Annotated in this window: 17 protein-coding genes; 3 read left to right on the top strand and 14 right to left on the bottom strand. The window is 68.8% G+C overall.

Annotated features, from left to right (window positions below):
- Positions 1-119 precede the first annotated feature (119 nt).
- Complete coding sequence (locus A5713_RS13355; RefSeq protein WP_102419443.1) at positions 120-458, bottom strand: helix-turn-helix transcriptional regulator; 339 nt, start codon at positions 456-458, stop codon at positions 120-122.
- Positions 459-557: 99 nt separating this feature from the next.
- The gene (locus tag A5713_RS13350) at positions 558-1,328 is read right to left on the bottom strand and encodes an alpha/beta fold hydrolase (protein WP_068096110.1); all 771 of its coding nucleotides are present in this window, start codon (positions 1,326-1,328) and stop codon (positions 558-560) included.
- 63 nt (positions 1,329-1,391) lie between these two features.
- Between A5713_RS13350 and mhuD the strand changes: the two genes are divergently transcribed.
- The 3 genes from mhuD (at position 1,392) to A5713_RS13335 (ending at position 3,747) form a co-directional block, all read left to right on the top strand.
- The gene (gene mhuD / locus A5713_RS13345) at positions 1,392-1,712 is read left to right on the top strand and encodes a mycobilin-forming heme oxygenase MhuD (RefSeq protein ID WP_067923032.1); all 321 of its coding nucleotides are present in this window, start codon (positions 1,392-1,394) and stop codon (positions 1,710-1,712) included.
- Positions 1,687-3,051 (top strand): serine hydrolase, encoded by a 1,365-nt coding sequence (locus A5713_RS13340; RefSeq protein ID WP_068096108.1) that lies wholly within the window; start codon positions 1,687-1,689, stop codon positions 3,049-3,051. The genes mhuD and A5713_RS13340 overlap by 26 nt, the downstream gene beginning before the upstream one ends.
- Positions 3,052-3,297: 246 nt before the next feature.
- Positions 3,298-3,747 (top strand): pyridoxamine 5'-phosphate oxidase family protein, encoded by a 450-nt coding sequence (locus tag A5713_RS13335; protein ID WP_068096116.1) that lies wholly within the window; start codon positions 3,298-3,300, stop codon positions 3,745-3,747.
- A gap of 26 nt (positions 3,748-3,773) precedes the next feature.
- Here the strand turns inward: A5713_RS13335 and A5713_RS13330 are convergent, their stop codons facing one another.
- From A5713_RS13330 to A5713_RS13275, 12 genes are all read right to left on the bottom strand, one after another.
- Positions 3,774-4,322, bottom strand: a complete 549-nt coding sequence (locus A5713_RS13330; protein WP_068096106.1) for a histidine phosphatase family protein — start codon at positions 4,320-4,322, stop codon at positions 3,774-3,776.
- Entirely contained in the window at positions 4,319-5,110 is a 792-nt protein-coding gene (locus A5713_RS13325) for a CbtA family protein (protein ID WP_068096105.1), read from the bottom strand. The genes A5713_RS13330 and A5713_RS13325 overlap by 4 nt, the downstream gene beginning before the upstream one ends.
- A 4-nt stretch (positions 5,111-5,114) precedes the next feature.
- Positions 5,115-5,327 (bottom strand): CbtB-domain containing protein, encoded by a 213-nt coding sequence (locus tag A5713_RS13320; protein ID WP_068096103.1) that lies wholly within the window; start codon positions 5,325-5,327, stop codon positions 5,115-5,117.
- A 252-nt stretch (positions 5,328-5,579) separates the two neighbouring features.
- On the bottom strand, positions 5,580-8,114 hold the full coding sequence (gene clpC1 / locus A5713_RS13315) for an ATP-dependent protease ATP-binding subunit ClpC (RefSeq protein WP_068059186.1): 2,535 nt from the start codon (positions 8,112-8,114) through the stop codon (positions 5,580-5,582).
- A gap of 316 nt (positions 8,115-8,430) precedes the next feature.
- On the bottom strand, positions 8,431-8,769 hold the full coding sequence (gene lsr2, locus A5713_RS13310; RefSeq protein WP_003875617.1) for a histone-like nucleoid-structuring protein Lsr2: 339 nt from the start codon (positions 8,767-8,769) through the stop codon (positions 8,431-8,433).
- Between the two features lie 124 nt (positions 8,770-8,893).
- A complete protein-coding gene (lysS, locus tag A5713_RS13305; protein ID WP_068096101.1) occupies positions 8,894-10,405 on the bottom strand; it encodes a lysine--tRNA ligase in 1,512 nt (503 codons plus the stop codon).
- A gap of 120 nt (positions 10,406-10,525) precedes the next feature.
- A complete protein-coding gene (locus A5713_RS13300) occupies positions 10,526-11,341 on the bottom strand; it encodes a type III pantothenate kinase (protein WP_068096099.1) in 816 nt (271 codons plus the stop codon).
- A gap of 2 nt (positions 11,342-11,343) precedes the next feature.
- A complete protein-coding gene (gene panD / locus A5713_RS13295; RefSeq protein WP_067925023.1) occupies positions 11,344-11,763 on the bottom strand; it encodes an aspartate 1-decarboxylase in 420 nt (139 codons plus the stop codon).
- Positions 11,763-12,701, bottom strand: coding sequence for a pantoate--beta-alanine ligase (panC, locus tag A5713_RS13290; RefSeq protein ID WP_067925026.1), 939 nt, complete (start codon positions 12,699-12,701; stop codon positions 11,763-11,765). The genes panD and panC overlap by 1 nt, the downstream gene beginning before the upstream one ends.
- Complete coding sequence (locus A5713_RS13285; RefSeq protein ID WP_068096097.1) at positions 12,698-13,609, bottom strand: Rossmann-like and DUF2520 domain-containing protein; 912 nt, start codon at positions 13,607-13,609, stop codon at positions 12,698-12,700. The genes panC and A5713_RS13285 overlap by 4 nt, the downstream gene beginning before the upstream one ends.
- 115 nt (positions 13,610-13,724) lie before the next feature.
- Positions 13,725-15,134 carry a DUF6779 domain-containing protein gene (locus A5713_RS13280; RefSeq protein WP_068096095.1) on the bottom strand — a complete coding sequence of 470 codons (1,410 nt, stop codon included), beginning with the start codon at positions 15,132-15,134 and terminating at the stop codon, positions 13,725-13,727.
- Positions 15,135-15,220: 86 nt separating this feature from the next.
- Positions 15,221-15,608, bottom strand: a 388-nt coding sequence (locus A5713_RS13275) for a DUF3180 domain-containing protein (RefSeq protein WP_156751872.1), incomplete at its 5' end; no start/stop codon positions are given.

Raw genomic sequence — 15,608 nt, 5'->3', positions numbered from 1 at the left:
GTGATCGCGTGCGGGGACTGCGCCATCAACCGAGGGGTCTTCGCCGGCGCCTGGCGTGGGCGGCGCGGGTTCGGCGATTCGGCCGACCTTCAAGGCTTTGCTGAACCAGCCCATGCGCGCTACTCCGCACCGCCGGACCGCAGGTCCTCCAGCATCGCCACACGGTCGCTGAGCACGCCGGTGAGAACCTTGCGCGCCACCATCAACAGTTCGGCGATGTCCGGTGAGGCGATCGAATAGATCATCGTGTTGCCGTCGCGCAGCGCGTCGACCACACCGGCCCGGCGCATGACGCCGAGCTGCTGGGACAGGTTCGAGGCTTCGAGCCCGACCTCCGGCAGTAATTCGGCGACCGACTTGTCGCCCGTCACCAGCAGCTCCAGGATCCGGACCCGCGCTGGATGCCCCAGGGTCTTGAAGAACTCCGCCTTGAGCTTGTACAGCGGCTCCGTCACGATCCTGCTCCTGAAGACTACGAACTTCCTACGTTTGAACGATTGAAGAATTTATCATATTGTGCTGCGGCGTTCACGTCGAGCGAGCTGGATCGCCGGTGTTCAGTCGCGCGCGGGCAACGTCGTCAAGAAAGACTCGACCGCCTCGCGGTACGCCCGCGGCGCTTCGTCGTGGATCAGGTGACCGGCGTCTTCGACATGCAAATACTTTGCGGCGGGCTGGGTTTCGGCCATGTCGCGCATCTGCCCCGCCGGTGTGACCGAATTGCCCGCCTCGATGAGCAGCGCCGGGGCGCGCACCGCCCGCCACTGCTCCCAGAAGTCGCGGGTGCCCCATTCGGCGGCGATCTCGATCCACCGGGCGGGGTGACCGTGCAGGCGCCACCCGGTGGCGGTCCGGTCGAAGGCCTCCAGGAAGTACCGCCCCGCGACGGGCCCGAACTCCTCGATCACCCGCTCCGCGGAGTCGAACTCGACCGGAAGGGCGTGCAGCCACGGCTCCCACGGACCGGTGGTGCGCCCGCGAAAGTCCGGGGCCATGTCCTCGAGGACCAGCGCGGACACCAGTTCGGGATGCTGCGCGGCCAGACACCACGAGTGCAGGGCGCCCATCGAATGGCCGAGAAGCCTGACCGGCGCCTGCAGCGTGCGCACGGCGTCGGCCAGGTCGGCGACGAACCGTTCGGTGCTGATCGGGTGCGGGTCGTCGACGTCACGACCCCGATGCCACAAGGCGTCGTAGGTGTACACCGCACCCAGTCGGGTCAGCCACGGCAATTGCCGTGACCACGTGGTGCCGCGCCCCATCAGGCCATGCACCAGCACCAACGGCTCGCCTTGCCCCCCGCGGCAAGACAGCAGATCATCGGGCATGTCACCATCCTGCGTGCGCCGCCCTGCGGTCGGACAGGCGGGGCGAGAGGGTAGCCTAGCGGCATGTCGCCAGTGGTGAAGATCAACGCAATCGAGGTACCCGCCGACGCCGGCCCCGAGCTGGAGAAGCGGTTCGCACACCGGGCGCACGCGGTCGACAACCAGCCCGGCTTCCTCGGGTTTCAGCTGCTCCGCCCGATCAAGGGCGAGAACCGCTACTTCGTCGTGACGCAGTGGGAGTCCGAGGAGGCGTTTCAGGCGTGGGCGCAGGGACCCGCCATCGCGGCCCACGCCGGTGAACGGGCGAACCCGGTGGCGACCGGGGCATCGCTGCTGGAATTCGAGGTTGTGATGGACGTTGCCGGCAGCAAGCAGGCTGGCTAGCGGGTTCTCGGCCCGGCGCCGCGCGGTGGCGTTGAGTGCCGCCGCCGCCTTGGCAGTGACGTTCGCGCCCGGTTGCGCGCCCTCTCACTCCCCCCAGGCGAACGCGGCCAATCCCGGCCGCCAGATCGACGTCCGCACCCCACCGGGCATTCGGGCCCAGCAGACGCTGGACATGCTCAACTCGGACTGGCCGATCGGCCCGGTCGGCGTCGGCACCCTGGCCGCGCCGGACATGGTCAAGCCGGTGGAGACCACCATGGAGGCACTGTGGTGGGACCGTCCGTTCGCCCTCGACGGCGTGGATCTTGGCGCCAGCGTGGCGACCCTGCACCTGACGTCGTCCTACGGTGCGCGCCAAGACATCCGCATCCACACCGACGACGGTGGCTGGGTCGATCGGTTCGAGCTCGAGACGCAGGCGCCGAAGATCAACTCGTGGCATGACATCGACGCGGTGTTGAGCAAGACCGGCGCCCGCTACTCCTACCAGGTCGCCAAGGTCGACAACGGGCACTGCGACCCGGTCGCGGGCACCAACACCGGTGAATCTCTGCCCCTGGCATCGATTTTCAAGTTGTACGTGCTGCACGCCGTGGCGGGCGCCGTCCAGGCCGGCACCGTCTCCTGGGACGATCAGCTGACCGTCACCGACAAGAGCCGGGCGGTGGGCTCGTCCGGTTTGGCTTTGCCTGCCGGAGCGCAGGTTTCGGTTCGGACGGCCGCCGAGAAGATGATCGCGACGAGCGACAACACGGCGACCGATCTGCTGATCGGACGGCTGGGCACGCACGCCATCGAGGAAGCGCTCGCCACCGCCGGTCACCACGACCCGGCCGGCATGACGCCGTTCCCCACGATGTACGAGCTGTTCTCGGTGGGCTGGGGCAAGCCCGATCTGCGCGAGCAGTGGCAACACGGGTCTCCGCAAGTGCGGGCCCGACTGCTGGCGCAGGCGAATGAAACCCCCTACGAACCGGATCCGACGCGCGCCCACACCCCGGCGTCGTCGTATGGCGCGGAGTGGTACGGCAACGCCGAGGACATCTGCCGGGTCCATACGGCCCTGCAGTCCGACGCCGTGGGCCGGGCCGCGCCGGTCAAGCAGATCCTGTCCGCGGTGTCGGGCATTCAGCTGGACCGCAACGTCTGGCCATACATCGGCGCGAAAGCCGGTGGGCTGCCGGGTGATCTGACCTTCAGCTGGTACGCCGTCGACAAGACGCAGCAGCCGTACGTGGTGAGCTTCCAGCTCAACTGGCCGCGCGACCACGGGCCGACCGTGACCGGGTGGATGCTGCAGGTCGCCAAGCAGGCCTTCGCGCTGATCGCGCCGCGATAACGGTAACAGGAGCAGCGCCCGACGCCCGGCCCTTGCGCGTTGTGACGCACACCACAGGCCAGCTGGGACTTTTGGCCCTTCCGACGAGTGTGCCGCCCGACGAGACTGCAGAACTTGCCAGAGTCGAGGTCCGAACGGAAAAGAGGTGGGGCGGTTGTCTGTGCAGATGCGCCACGATCGGCGGCAACTGAAAGTGGCTGCGTCTCACGACGTTCTCGACCGCACAGACGCGTGCGGTGGCACACGGTGACCGGGGACTCGGCAGCGCTGGCACCGCGCCGCGAGGTGATCCAACTCGATGAATTCGAGGCGATGCGGCTGCTGGCCAGCGTCGACCATGGGCGGGTGGTGTTCAACGACAAGGCCTTGCCCACGATCCGCCTGGTCAACCATCTCGTCGACGACGGGCGGATCATCGTGCGTACCCGCCTGGCGGCCAAAGTTTCCACCGTGGTGCGATCGGGCGCCGACGCCGGTGTGGTGATGGCCTATGAAGTCGACAGCCTGGATCCCGAGCGGCGGGCGGGCTGGACCGTGGCGGTTACCGGGTGGGCGACCATGATCACCGACCCCCAACAACTCGCGCGCTACGAACAACTTCTGCACCCGTGGGTGAACATGACCATGGACACGATGATCGCGATCCGACCGGAAATCATCACCGGCATGTGCATCGTGGACGGCGCTTCCGAATAGCAAATCGGTCGCGCCGCTGATGGTGACTACCGACGGAGCGTCCAACAGCCGCCGCGGTAATGCAGGTCGGTGCGACTGACCGGCGCAATGTCGATCCGCCAGAACGATTTCGCGGGGGCGTCGAGCGCCAGCAGGATCGCCGCCCGGATCACCGCGGGGTGCGTCACCGCGACCGTGGCCACCACGTTTTCGGTCAACGATTTCAGCCATCGGTCCACCCGCTGGATCAGCTCGGTGATCGACTCGCCGCCGTGCGGAGCGCGGGCCGGATCGGTCAGCCAGACCATCAGGTCGCCGCGCGGCACGTCCTGTAGCCTCTTGCCCTGCCAGGGGCCGCAATTCAGGTCGGCCAACCGCGGATCCACGGTGGCGTCCAATCCCAGCAAGTCCGCCGTTTGCCGGGCGCGTTGCTCGGGCGCGGTGAAACCGCTTACGCCGCAGCGGAAATGAGCGGCTGTGGCCTCGGCCTGGCGACGACCCATGTCGTTGAGCGGTTCGTCGGCGGGAAACCGGGCGGCCGCCAAGGCGTCGGTCATCGCGTGCGCCACCAGTGTCAGCCGGACGACCTGGGTCACGCCGCGATGCTCGCCGCCCGGTCGCTCCCGGTGCGCTCCCCGAGCAGCCGCCCGGCGAGCGTCGCGAACACCACACCGATGGTCACCCACAACACCAGCTGCGCGGCCAGTGCCAGCAGCCTGAACTGGTACAGGACGTCGGCCGGAAAGCCCGGATAGACGATTGTCCCGGATGCGTCGAGCAGCGGTTCGGGTGTCTCGTCGACGCTTGGAAGCAGCAGCATCACCACCGCGACGGCCGCGACGTATGCGCCTGCTGCCAGCAGCCACCCGTGCCACGCGCCGAACCGGCTGGCCAGCAACCGCGCCAGCCACACCGCGGCGAGGGCCAGCACCACCGACGCCAGCACCATCACCAGGTACCAGCCGGTGCGCGTCCCGACGGTGTCCGCTTGCCCCACCGCCGGTGGATTCGGCGGATACTTCACGAACGGCACCAGGTAGACCGCGACGAACGCCGCCGCCGCGAGCAACAGCGAAAGCGCCCGCACCCCAACATCTTTGGCGCGCGCCATGACCACGCAGAACAGCACCGCGAACAGCGCGCCCACCGCGACACCGAAGATCAGCACACCGAAACCCAGCCCGGCGTTGGACTGCACCCCACGGCTGAACAATTCGGCGCCGTGCTCGTGCACGCCATGGGCGTTCTCGGCGTCGGCTCGGCCGTCCTCGAAAGCGATCGCGCGACCGATCACCGGCTCGGCGCACAGGCGGGCGAAGACGAAAGCCAGCGCCGCACCGATCGCGCCCGCCAGCAGGCCGCGCCCGATCAGACGCTTCTCCACGGGATCAGTGGCAAGGGAAGCCGAGCAGATGGCGCGCGTCGTGCAGGAACTCGTGCACGTGCGAATCACCGCCGAACAGCGACACGGCGCCCTGTTCAACGCCGACGAAGTACAGCGCCATCAGCGCCAGGAACGCCGTCGCGGTCAACCAGAGCGCGGCGCTGGCCGCCGACAGGTCAACGGATCGGACACGGACAACTCGCTGGCGATTGGACACCGTCGGCTCCTTCTGGGGATTGCGCGTCCCCGTTGGCTACGACGAGTTTCGGGTCTGACTGTGGACAGTGGCGCGACCGTTCTGGAATTTCACCAGATTCCGTTACTCGTCAGGGCAGACGTCAGTAAACCACGGGCGGCCGGACAAGCGAAACGGGCGGCGGTCCCGTCAGAGACCAGTCCGGTGGTGGCGATCCGCTTCGCCCGGCTCCGCCGCGCTCGCGATCGCCACGCCGCCCGTTTCGAATTGTGCCTACGGCGTTTCGGGCGCGGCGTGCGCCCCGGCCTTCGCCAGGTCCGGCTCGGCCGGCGGCTTGCGGGCCCCGGTGAAGGTGAACACCGCGTCCTCGCCGGCGCTCTCGCCGTCCCAGTTGTCCACGTCGACCGTGACCACCTGTCCCGGCCCGACCTCTTCGAACAGGATCTTCTCCGACAGCTGGTCCTCGATCTCGCGCTGGATGGTGCGCCGCAACGGACGGGCGCCCAGCACCGGATCGAAGCCGCGCTTGGCCAGCAACGCCTTGGCCTTGTCGGTCAGCTCCAGAGCCATGTCCTTGGTCTTGAGCTGGTTGGCGACCCGGCTGATCATCAGGTCGACCATCTTGATGATCTCGTCCTTGGTCAGCTGGTGGAAGACGATGATGTCGTCGATGCGGTTGAGGAACTCCGGGCGGAAGTGCTTCTTCAGCTCGTCGTTGACCTTCTGCTTCATCCGCTCGTAGTTGTTCTCACCGCCACCCTGGGTGAAGCCCAGGCCGACCGGCTTGGAGATGTCGGACGTACCGAGGTTCGAGGTGAAGATCAGCACGGTGTTCTTGAAGTCCACCGTGCGCCCCTGGCCGTCGGTGAGCCGGCCGTCCTCGAGGACCTGCAACAGGCTGTTGTAGATCTCCTGGTGCGCCTTCTCGATCTCGTCGAACAGCACCACCGAGAACGGCTTGCGCCGCACCTTCTCGGTGAGCTGGCCGCCCTCCTCGTAGCCGACGTATCCCGGCGGGGCGCCGAACAGCCGCGACGCGGTGAACCGGTCGTGGAACTCGCCCATGTCGATCTGGATGAGCGCGTCGTCGTCGCCGAACAGGAAGTTGGCCAGCGCCTTGGACAGCTCGGTCTTACCGACGCCGGACGGGCCGGCGAAGATGAACGAGCCCGACGGGCGCTTGGGGTCCTTCAACCCGGCGCGGGTGCGACGGATCGCCTTGGAGACGGCCTTGACGGCGTCCTCCTGGCCGATGATCCGCTTGTGCAGCTCGTCCTCCATCCGCAGCAGGCGGGTGGTCTCGGCCTCGGTCAGCTTGAACACGGGGATACCGGTCCAGTTGCCCAGCACCTCGGCGATCTGCTCGTCGTCGACCTCGGCGACCACGTCGAGGTCGCCGGAGCGCCACTGTTTTTCGCGCTCGGCCCGCTGGGCCACCAGTTGCTTCTCCCGGTCGCGCAGGCTGGCGGCCTTCTCGAAGTCCTGCGCGTCGATCGCGGACTCCTTCTCCCGGCGCGCGTCGGCGATCTTCTCGTCGAACTCACGCAGGTCTGGCGGCGCGGTCATCCGGCGGATCCGCATCCTCGCACCCGCCTCGTCGATCAGGTCGATCGCCTTGTCCGGCAGGAACCGGTCGTTGATGTAGCGGTCGGCCAGCGTGGCGGCGGCCACCAGCGCCGCGTCGGAGATCGACACCCGGTGGTGCGCCTCGTAGCGGTCGCGCAGCCCCTTGAGGATCTCGATGGTGTGCTCCACCGTCGGCTCCCCCACCTGCACCGGCTGGAAGCGGCGCTCCAGGGCGGCGTCCTTCTCGATGTACTTGCGGTACTCGTCGAGCGTGGTGGCGCCGATGGTCTGCAGCTCGCCGCGGGCCAGCTTCGGCTTGAGGATGCTCGCCGCGTCGATCGCGCCCTCGGCGGCGCCCGCCCCGACGAGCGTGTGCAGCTCGTCGATGAACAGGATGATGTCGCCGCGCGTGTTGATCTCCTTGAGCACCTTCTTCAGGCGCTCCTCGAAGTCGCCGCGGTAGCGCGAGCCGGCCACCAACGAACCCAGGTCGAGGGTGTAGAGCTGCTTGTCCTTCAGCGTCTCCGGCACCTGACCGTGCACGATGGCCTGCGCCAGGCCCTCGACGACGGCGGTCTTGCCGACGCCGGGCTCGCCGATCAGCACCGGGTTGTTCTTGGTGCGCCGGCTCAGCACCTGCATGACGCGCTCGATTTCCTTCTCGCGGCCGATGACCGGATCGAGCTTGCCCTCCATCGCCGCGGCCGTCAGGTTGCGCCCGAACTGGTCGAGCACCAACGACGTGGAAGGTGAGCCGGACTCTCCGCCCCGGCCACCGGTCCCGGCCTCGGCGGCCTCCTTGCCCTGGTAGCCGGAGAGGAGCTGGATGACCTGCTGGCGCACCCGGGTCAGCTCGGCACCCAGCTTCACCAGCACCTGGGCGGCCACGCCCTCACCCTCGCGGATGAGCCCGAGCAGGATGTGCTCGGTGCCGATGTAGTTGTGGCCGAGCTGCAGCGCCTCGCGCAGGCTCAGCTCCAGAACCTTCTTGGCGCGCGGCGTGAACGGGATGTGGCCCGACGGCGCCTGCTGACCCTGGCCGATGATCTCCTCGACCTGGCTGCGGACGCCCTCGAGCGAGATGCCCAGCGACTCGAGTGACTTGGCCGCGACGCCCTCGCCCTCGTGGATCAGGCCCAACAGGATGTGCTCGGTGCCGATGTAGTTGTGGTTGAGCATCCGGGCCTCTTCTTGCGCCAGGACGACGACCCTGCGGGCACGGTCGGTAAAACGTTCAAACATCGGTGGTTACCTGCTCTCCCTCACCATCGGTACTGGCCTCTTAGTGGCCCACCGGTCCCGTCGGGGCCGGAATCGCATACCTGCCATCCACTGTAATGGTCGGCCTGCCAGGGGGCATAACCTTGCGGTTCCTTGCCGTTCAAGACCCGCAGCCCCGTTTCGGGCGATCTCCCCTGTGCTTACAGCGCCGTAACCCGACCAACGTGGCCGGGTGCCAATTCGTTTCCTCAACCCACGGCCGGGCCTTTCGCCGCGAGCGAAACGACAAACCGGCGCCAGGGCCGCTTGCAGCCCAGGCGCCGGTTTCGGGCGTTTGTCAGGTCGCCGCGTGGAACGCGTCGATGACGTCGGCGGGGATGCGGCCCCGGGTCGACACGTTGTGGCCGTTGCGGCGGGCCCATTCGCGGATCGCCGCGCTCTGCTCGCGGTCGATCGCGCCGCGGCCGCGCCCGGAGCCGGAACGCCCACGCCGCCGGCCGCCGACCCGGCGGCCGGCTTCCACCCACTGCTTCAGGTCGTTGCGGAGTTTCGCGGCATTCTTGGACGAAAGGTCAATCTCATAGGTCACCCCGTCAAGCCCGAATTCGACCGTTTCGTCGGCTGCGCCGGCACCGTCGAAATCATCGACCAAGGTGACGGTCACTTTTTTCGCCATTAGCTTATCCTCGCATTTCGTCCTGAGCAGTTGCCGAGCAGATTGGCTGCGCCTCCCCGGGTCATCAATCTGCCATAACAAGGCAGCATACTCAATCCGGCCGCAAGGCGCACAGTTGCACTTTTCAACCGGAGTGTGGCCGCACAATCGGGAACAAAACTGTCTCGCGAATTGACAAGCCGGTCAAAGTCATCAACAACCGATCGATACCCATTCCGGTTCCAGTGCACGGCGGCATCGCATACTCGAGGGCGGCGAGAAAGTCTTCGTCGAGCACCATGGCTTCGTCATCGCCGGCCGCCGCGGCGCGCGCTTGCGCGGCGAATCTCTCCCGCTGCACCACGGGGTCGTTCAATTCGGAGTACCCAGTGGCCAGTTCGACCCCGCGGATGTAGAGGTCCCACTTCTCGGTCACGCCCGGGATGCTGCGGTGCTGACGCGTCAAAGGCGTTGTCTCAACCGGAAAGTCCCGCACGAAGGTGGGCGCGGTGAGCGTGTTGCCCACCGAGTGCTCCCAGAGTTCCTCGACCAGCTTTCCGTGCCCGTAGCCGCGATCGCGGGGGATTTCCACGCCGAGCCGGTCCGCGATCGCCCACAGGCGGTCGGCCGGCGTCTCGGGGGTGATCTCTTCACCGAGTGCCGCCGACAGCGACGGGTACATTTGAATCGACGCCCATTCTCCGTCTATGTCGTAGACAGTGCCGTCGGGCAGCGGTAGTTGTCGGGTTCCGATCGCCTCATCGGCAACCTCCTGAATAAGCTCGCGGGTGACGACCGCCGAATCGTCATAGGTTCCGTACGCCTGGTAGGTCTCCAGCATGGAGAATTCCGGGGAATGCGTGGAATCCGCACCTTCGTTTCGGAACACTCGATTTACTTCGAAGACCTTGTCGAAACCACCGACGACGCAGCGCTTGAGGAACAGTTCCGGGGCGATCCGCAGGTACAGATCGATGTCGAGCGCATTGGAATGCGTGACGAACGGCCGCGCCGCGGCGCCGCCCGCCAGAGTCTGCAACATCGGCGTTTCGACTTCGAGAAACCCGCGCCGTTCGAGCGCGTTGCGTATCGCGCGGACCAGGGCGATTCTCTGCCGCGCGACCGTGCGGGCCTGGGGCCGCACGATGAGGTCGACGTAGCGCTGCCGCACCCGAGCCTCTTCACTCATCTCCTTGTGCGCCACCGGCAGCGGTCGCAAGGACTTGGCCGCCATCTGCCAGGAATCGGCCAGAACGGACAATTCGCCGCGGCGTGAGCTGATCACGTTGCCGTGCACGTAGACGATGTCGCCGAGGTCGACGTCGGCTTTCCACGCGTCCAGCGATTCGCGGCCCACCTTGTCGAGGCTGAGCATCACCTGCAGGCTGGTGCCGTCGCCCTCCTGCAGGGTCGCGAAGCACAGTTTCCCGGAGTTGCGCGCGAAGATCACCCGGCCGGCGACGCCGACGACGTCGTCGGTCGCGGTGTCGACCGGCAGGTCGGGATGGTCGGCGCGCACCTGCGCCAGGGTGTGGGTGCGTTCGATGGCGACCGGATAGGGCTCACGGCCCTCCGCCAGCAAGCGAGCGCGCTTGTCTCGGCGGATGCGGAACTGCTCGGGCAGGTCGACTGCGGCATCCTCACTGGCGTCACTCACGAGCTGCCAGCTTAAATGACCTCGCGGGGGCGGCTCTTACTGGCGGCCCGCCGAGATTGCCGTCATGGTGGTTGTTCCGGTCGCAGCCACGACCACTGGGGCAATCTCGGCGGCGAAAACTCAGCGCGCGGTCTTCAGCCGGCCGCGCTGGGCGTCGCGGTTGCGCTCGAATACCAGCCGCAGTCCGTGCAGGGTCAGATGCTGGTCGTAATGGCTGGCGGTGTGCAGCTCGGGCAGCAGCAACGGTGCCGTGTGTCCCGTGGCCACCACCGCCACGTCGTCGCCGGCGAAGCCCTCGACGTCCTCGCGGATGCGCCCCACCAGACCGTCGACCAGCCCGGCGAAGCCGAACACCGCACCGGACTGCATGCATTCGACCGTGTTCTTGCCCACCACCGACCGGGGGCGGGAGAGTTCGACCCGGCGCAGCGCGGCGGAGCGGGCCGCGGCGGCGTCCGAGGACACCTGCACGCCCGGGGCGATCGCGCCGCCGAGGAATTCGCCCTTGGCCGACACCACGTCCACGCAGATCGAGGATCCGAAGTCGATGACGATGGCGGCGCTCTGGAACCGGTGGAATGCGGCCAGGCAGTTGACGATTCGGTCGGCGCCGACTTCCTTCGGGTTGTCGACCAGCAGCGGGATGCCGGTGCGCACGCCGGGCTCGATCAGCACGTGCGGCACCGACGGCCAGTACTGGTCGAGCATGATCCGCACCTCGTGCAGCACCGACGGGACGGTGGACAACGCGGCGGCGCCGGTGAGCCGCTCGGAGTCGTCGCCGATCAGTCCGTCGATGGTCAGGGCCAGCTCGTCGGCGGTGACTTCGGACTCGGTCCGGATCCGCCACTGCTGCACGACCTTTGCGTGCTCCTTGGACCCGGAGATCAGCCCCACGACGGTGTGGGTGTTACGGACGTCGATGGCCAGCAGCACGGTTACCGCGCAACGATTCGGGGATCCAACAGCTCGGCGGCGTCTGCGGGAACGAAGGCCGGGTCGTCGCCCAGGTCGATCGGCTTGTTATCGGCGTCGACGAAGACGATCCGCGGCCGGTAGGCCCGGGCCTCGGCCTCTTCCATGGTCCCGTATGCGATGAGGATCACCAGATCGCCGGGGTGCACCAGATGGGCCGCGGCGCCGTTGATTCCGATCACGCCGCTGCCGCGTTCCCCGGTGATCGCGTAGGTGACCAGGCGGGCACCGTTGTCGATGTCGACGATGGTCACCTGTTCGCCCTCGAGCAGGTCCGCCGCGTCCATCAGGTCCGCGTCGATGGTCACCGAGCCGACGTAGTGCAGGTCAGCCTGCGTGACGGTGGCGCGGTGGATCTTCGACTTGAGCATCGTCCGTAGCATCAATTCCTCCAAGATGATTCACGGGTGTCCCGATATCCGTCCGGCCCCACGGGTGCCGGCGAAGTTTCGATCTCGAGCGCGATGTTGTCCAGCAGCCTGGTGCTGCCCAACCGGACGGCGACAAGCAGCCGGCCGGTCCTGCCGGCGCCCAACGGGCCCAGGTCCGGGGCGCGCAACTCGAGGTAGTCGACCGTGAGCTCGGGCACCGCGTCGAGCACCGCGCGCGCCGCGTCCAGCGCGGCCCGGGGCCCGGCATCGGCGGCGTGCGCGGCCGCGGTCAGCGCCGCCGACACCGCCACGGCGGCCTCGCGCTGCACCGGATCGAGATAACGGTTGCGCGACGACATGGCCAGCCCGTCGGCCTCGCGGACCGTGGGCACGCCGACCACGACGACGTCGATGTTGAGGTCGGCGACCATCTGCCGGATCAGCACCAGTTGCTGATAGTCCTTCTCGCCGAAGAACACTCGGTCCGGGCGCACGATCTGCAGCAGCTTGCACACCACGGTCAGCACGCCGGCGAAGTGGGTCGGTCGCGGGCCGCCCTCGAGGTCGGCGGCCAGCGGGCCGGGCTGCACGGCGGTGCGAAGGCCGTCGGGGTACATCGCGGCCGCCGTCGGCGCGAAGACGATTTCGACGCCCTCGCCGCGAAGCAGCTCCAGGTCGGCGTCCAGGGTCCGCGGATAGGCGTCGAGGTCTTCCCCGGCGCCGAACTGAAGCGGGTTGACGAAGATCGACACCGCCACCACCGCGCCGGGCACCCGCTTGGCAGCGCGGACCAGGGTGAGGTGACCCTCGTGCAGCGCGCCCATGGTCGGCACCAGCATCACCCGGCGGCCGGTGTGGCGCAGCGCCCGGCTGACGTCGCTGACGTCGCGCGGGCGCGAGTAGACGTTGAGTTCGCCGGCCTTGAAGGCGGGCGGATTGCCCGGTCTCATCCCGCCAGCACCTCGACGACATCGGCGGGCGCGTGGGCGCGCCGGGCGGTCCGCAGGGCGTTCACCCGATAGGCCTGCGCCAGTTCCGAGTCGACCTCGTCCAGCGCGGCAAGGTGCCCCGCGACCGCTGCGGCGTCGCCGCGCGCGACCGGGCCGGTCAGCGCGGCCTGCCCGCGTTGCAGGGTGTTCTCCAGCGCCGCCCGGGCCAGCGGGCCGACGATGCGTTCGGCGATGCCGCCGGGCTGGTCGTCAACGGATTGCTGCCCGAGCAGTTCGCTGCCGCGCAACGCGGACCGCAACGCCTCGAGCGCGTCGGCGACCACCGTCACCAGGTGGTTGCCGGCGTGCGCCAGGGCGGCGTGGTAGAGCACCCGCGCTTCCTCGCGCACGCAGAACGGTTCGCCACCCATTTCCAGGACGAGCGACTGCCCGACCGCATAACCCACGTCGTCGGCCGCGGTGATGCCGAAGCAGGTGTCGGGCAGCCTGCTGATGTCCTCGTCGGACCCGGTGAACGTCATCGCCGGGTGTATCGCCAGCGGTATGCAACCGTCTTGGGTCAGCGGCGCGAGGATCCCGACGCCGTTGGCGCCGGAGGTGTGGGCGACGATCGTCCCCGGCCGCACGGAGGACGTCGCGGCCAACCCGGACACCAGGCCCGCGAGTTCGCTGTCGGGCACGGCCAGCAGCAGCAGCTCGGCGCCGGCGGCGACGTCTGGTGGGGGCATCACCGGGGTATCGGGCAGCCAACGCTGCGCCCGCTGCCGGGACGTGTGGGAGATGGCGCTGCACGCCACGACGACGTGGTCGGCGCGCTCCAGCGCGACACCGAGCGCGGTGCCCACCCGGCCGGCCGAGATGATCCCCACCTTGAGCCTGGCCGGGCGCAAACCGTCGAACTGCACCATCGCAGACGACCTCACAGATTTCTTCGTTCGTTCCGGTCCCACCCCGTGGGTACCGTTCGGTCACTAAAACTGTAGTCGATTACCCTGCGGCACCCAATGTGAGGAAGCTCCCAGCTCAGGCGTCGCGGCGACGACGGCGGCCGCCCTCCGACGGCTGGACCTGCAGCCGCGCCAACAGGTCGGCGACCGACTGGCCGCCGGTCTGGGCGGCCTCGCCCAGGCTGTCCCTGCCTTCGGGTTCGGGACCGCCGTGCCGGGGTGCGTGTTCCGGCAACGGCGGCGGGGCAAGCCGCGGTGGTGGTTGCTCGGCGACCGGGGGCGGCGAGTGGGGCGGCGGTGGCGGCGGAGGCGTGGCGGGGACGGGAGGTGGTGGCGCGAACGCGGGCTCGTTGGGGGGCTCATGCCGGGGCTCGCTCGTGGGCGCAAAGTTGCGCACACCGTAGTCGCGGTATTCGGCCGAGTGCCGGGACCGCGCCCGGCGCCCGGACTCGGCGTACGGCGGCGGGTTCACCGGCTCGACGGGCGGGGGCGCCCAGGCCTGGTCCGGTTCCGAATGGCGGGCGCGGCGCCGCCGGCCCTGCGTCTCGTCGGCCGGCGCAGCGGGGGCGTCGGAGCCGGCCCAGTGGCTACCCGGGGCGCCGGGCGGCAACCACAGTCCGGACGCGCCGACCGGCTGCCAACCCGGCGCTTGCGGCTGGGGTTCGGGCTCGGGCGCCGGCGGGGGCGGTGGGGAGGGCTGGCGCGGTTCGAATCTCGGTTCCGGTTGCGGCGGCGCGACGCTGTACGCCGGCTCTGGCTGGGAGGGCGGCGGCGGCTCCTGCGGCGCTTCGTACTGGTAATGGGGCCGCTCCCGGCGGGGCAGAGGCTGGGTCTGGGGCTGCCGGGGCGGCAACAGCGGTTCCTCGGGGACGTCGATGATCGCCGTTTCGTCGGCGCGGCCGGTCGCGTTGTCCTGGGGGACGGACGTGACCCGGTCGCTGGCCACCCAGTCGTAAGGCGCGTCGCGCGGGGTCTCGCCGTTGCGGTCCCACTCGCTGTACGCGCGCTCGGGCGCCGCCTCGGTCTCCGGCTTCTCCAGGGCCGGCCGCTGGGCGAGATCGGTGTCGAACAGGATCTCCAGGCTGGTGCGCAGCGCGCTCAGCTCCGCGCGCAGTTCGGCCAGGTCGTCGGCGGCCTGGGCGCGCAGCTCGGAGGCCAGCTCGCGGCGTAGCTGGGACTCCACGGTCAGCTCGTATTCGCGCCGGGCCGAGATCTCCCGGTCGAGCTGCAGGTCGTACACCAGCTTCAGGTCGCGGACGCGGGACTGGTCCGCGTCACTCTGGCGGCGGTACAGCACCGACACGAAGGCACCGGCGACTGCGGCCCACAGCGCCAGGATTACAGCGAGCTTGAGGAGTTCCACCCGATTGGTGAAAACCAGCGCGGAGCTGGCCCCTATCGCAAGGACCAGCAACGCGGTCAAGAGCACCCACCCCGGCCTGCGGCCGCCGCGCCGAACCCGGGCGCCGCGGGACAGAACGGTCATGGCCTGACTGTACCTGCGCGAGGTCAATCCGCGTGTCGCCCTACTCCGGCGATTCTCACGCGGGTTGCGGGGGCGTGAGCAGCGGGTTAGTTTTCCGCCCCCTCGCCGTGCTCGGGTTGATCCGGGGGCGACTTGCAGCAATGCTGCAGCCACAGCGCGGCGACGAGTAGCGCCAGTGCGCTGACGGCCGCGACCACGGCGCCGGTCGTGTCCTCGGCGGCCGCCCGCAGCCAGGATCGCCGCGGCAGGAAGTACACCAGCACCCCTACCCACCAACCCAGCGTCAGCGCGCCCACCCAGGCCGACGCCTTGGCGACCATCAGGCCACGCGCCACGGCCAGCGGGTGCAGCCAGCCGGGGCCGACGCCGATCTCGCCGTCGTTGATCTTGGCCCGCACGTGGCGCGCCCACAGCGCCTCGGCGACGGCCACCGCGAGCAACGACAGGCCCGTCCACACCGTGATCGGTGGGAAC

The sequence above is a fragment of the Mycobacterium sp. E2497 genome (assembly GCF_001668695.1).
Classification (GTDB): Bacteria; Actinomycetota; Actinomycetes; order Mycobacteriales; family Mycobacteriaceae; genus Mycobacterium.
This window is presented reverse-complemented; position numbering and strand designations above follow the sequence as displayed.

What these genes read in the sequence shown, in the direction of transcription:
- A5713_RS13350 (WP_068096110.1), bottom strand. Translation starts at nt 1,328, where the DNA reads ATGCCCGATGATCTGCTGTCTTGCCGCGGGGGGCAAGGCGAGCCGTTG.
- mhuD (WP_067923032.1), top strand. Translation starts at nt 1,392, where the DNA reads ATGTCGCCAGTGGTGAAGATCAACGCAATCGAGGTACCCGCCGACGCC.
- clpC1 (WP_068059186.1), bottom strand. Translation starts at nt 8,114, where the DNA reads ATGTTTGAACGTTTTACCGACCGTGCCCGCAGGGTCGTCGTCCTGGCG.
- lsr2 (WP_003875617.1), bottom strand. Translation starts at nt 8,769, where the DNA reads ATGGCGAAAAAAGTGACCGTCACCTTGGTCGATGATTTCGACGGTGCC.
- panD (WP_067925023.1), bottom strand. Translation starts at nt 11,763, where the DNA reads ATGCTACGGACGATGCTCAAGTCGAAGATCCACCGCGCCACCGTCACG.
- panC (WP_067925026.1), bottom strand. Translation starts at nt 12,701, where the DNA reads ATGAGACCGGGCAATCCGCCCGCCTTCAAGGCCGGCGAACTCAACGTC.
- A5713_RS13285 (WP_068096097.1), bottom strand. Translation starts at nt 13,609, where the DNA reads ATGGTGCAGTTCGACGGTTTGCGCCCGGCCAGGCTCAAGGTGGGGATC.
- A5713_RS13280 (WP_068096095.1), bottom strand. Translation starts at nt 15,134, where the DNA reads ATGACCGTTCTGTCCCGCGGCGCCCGGGTTCGGCGCGGCGGCCGCAGG.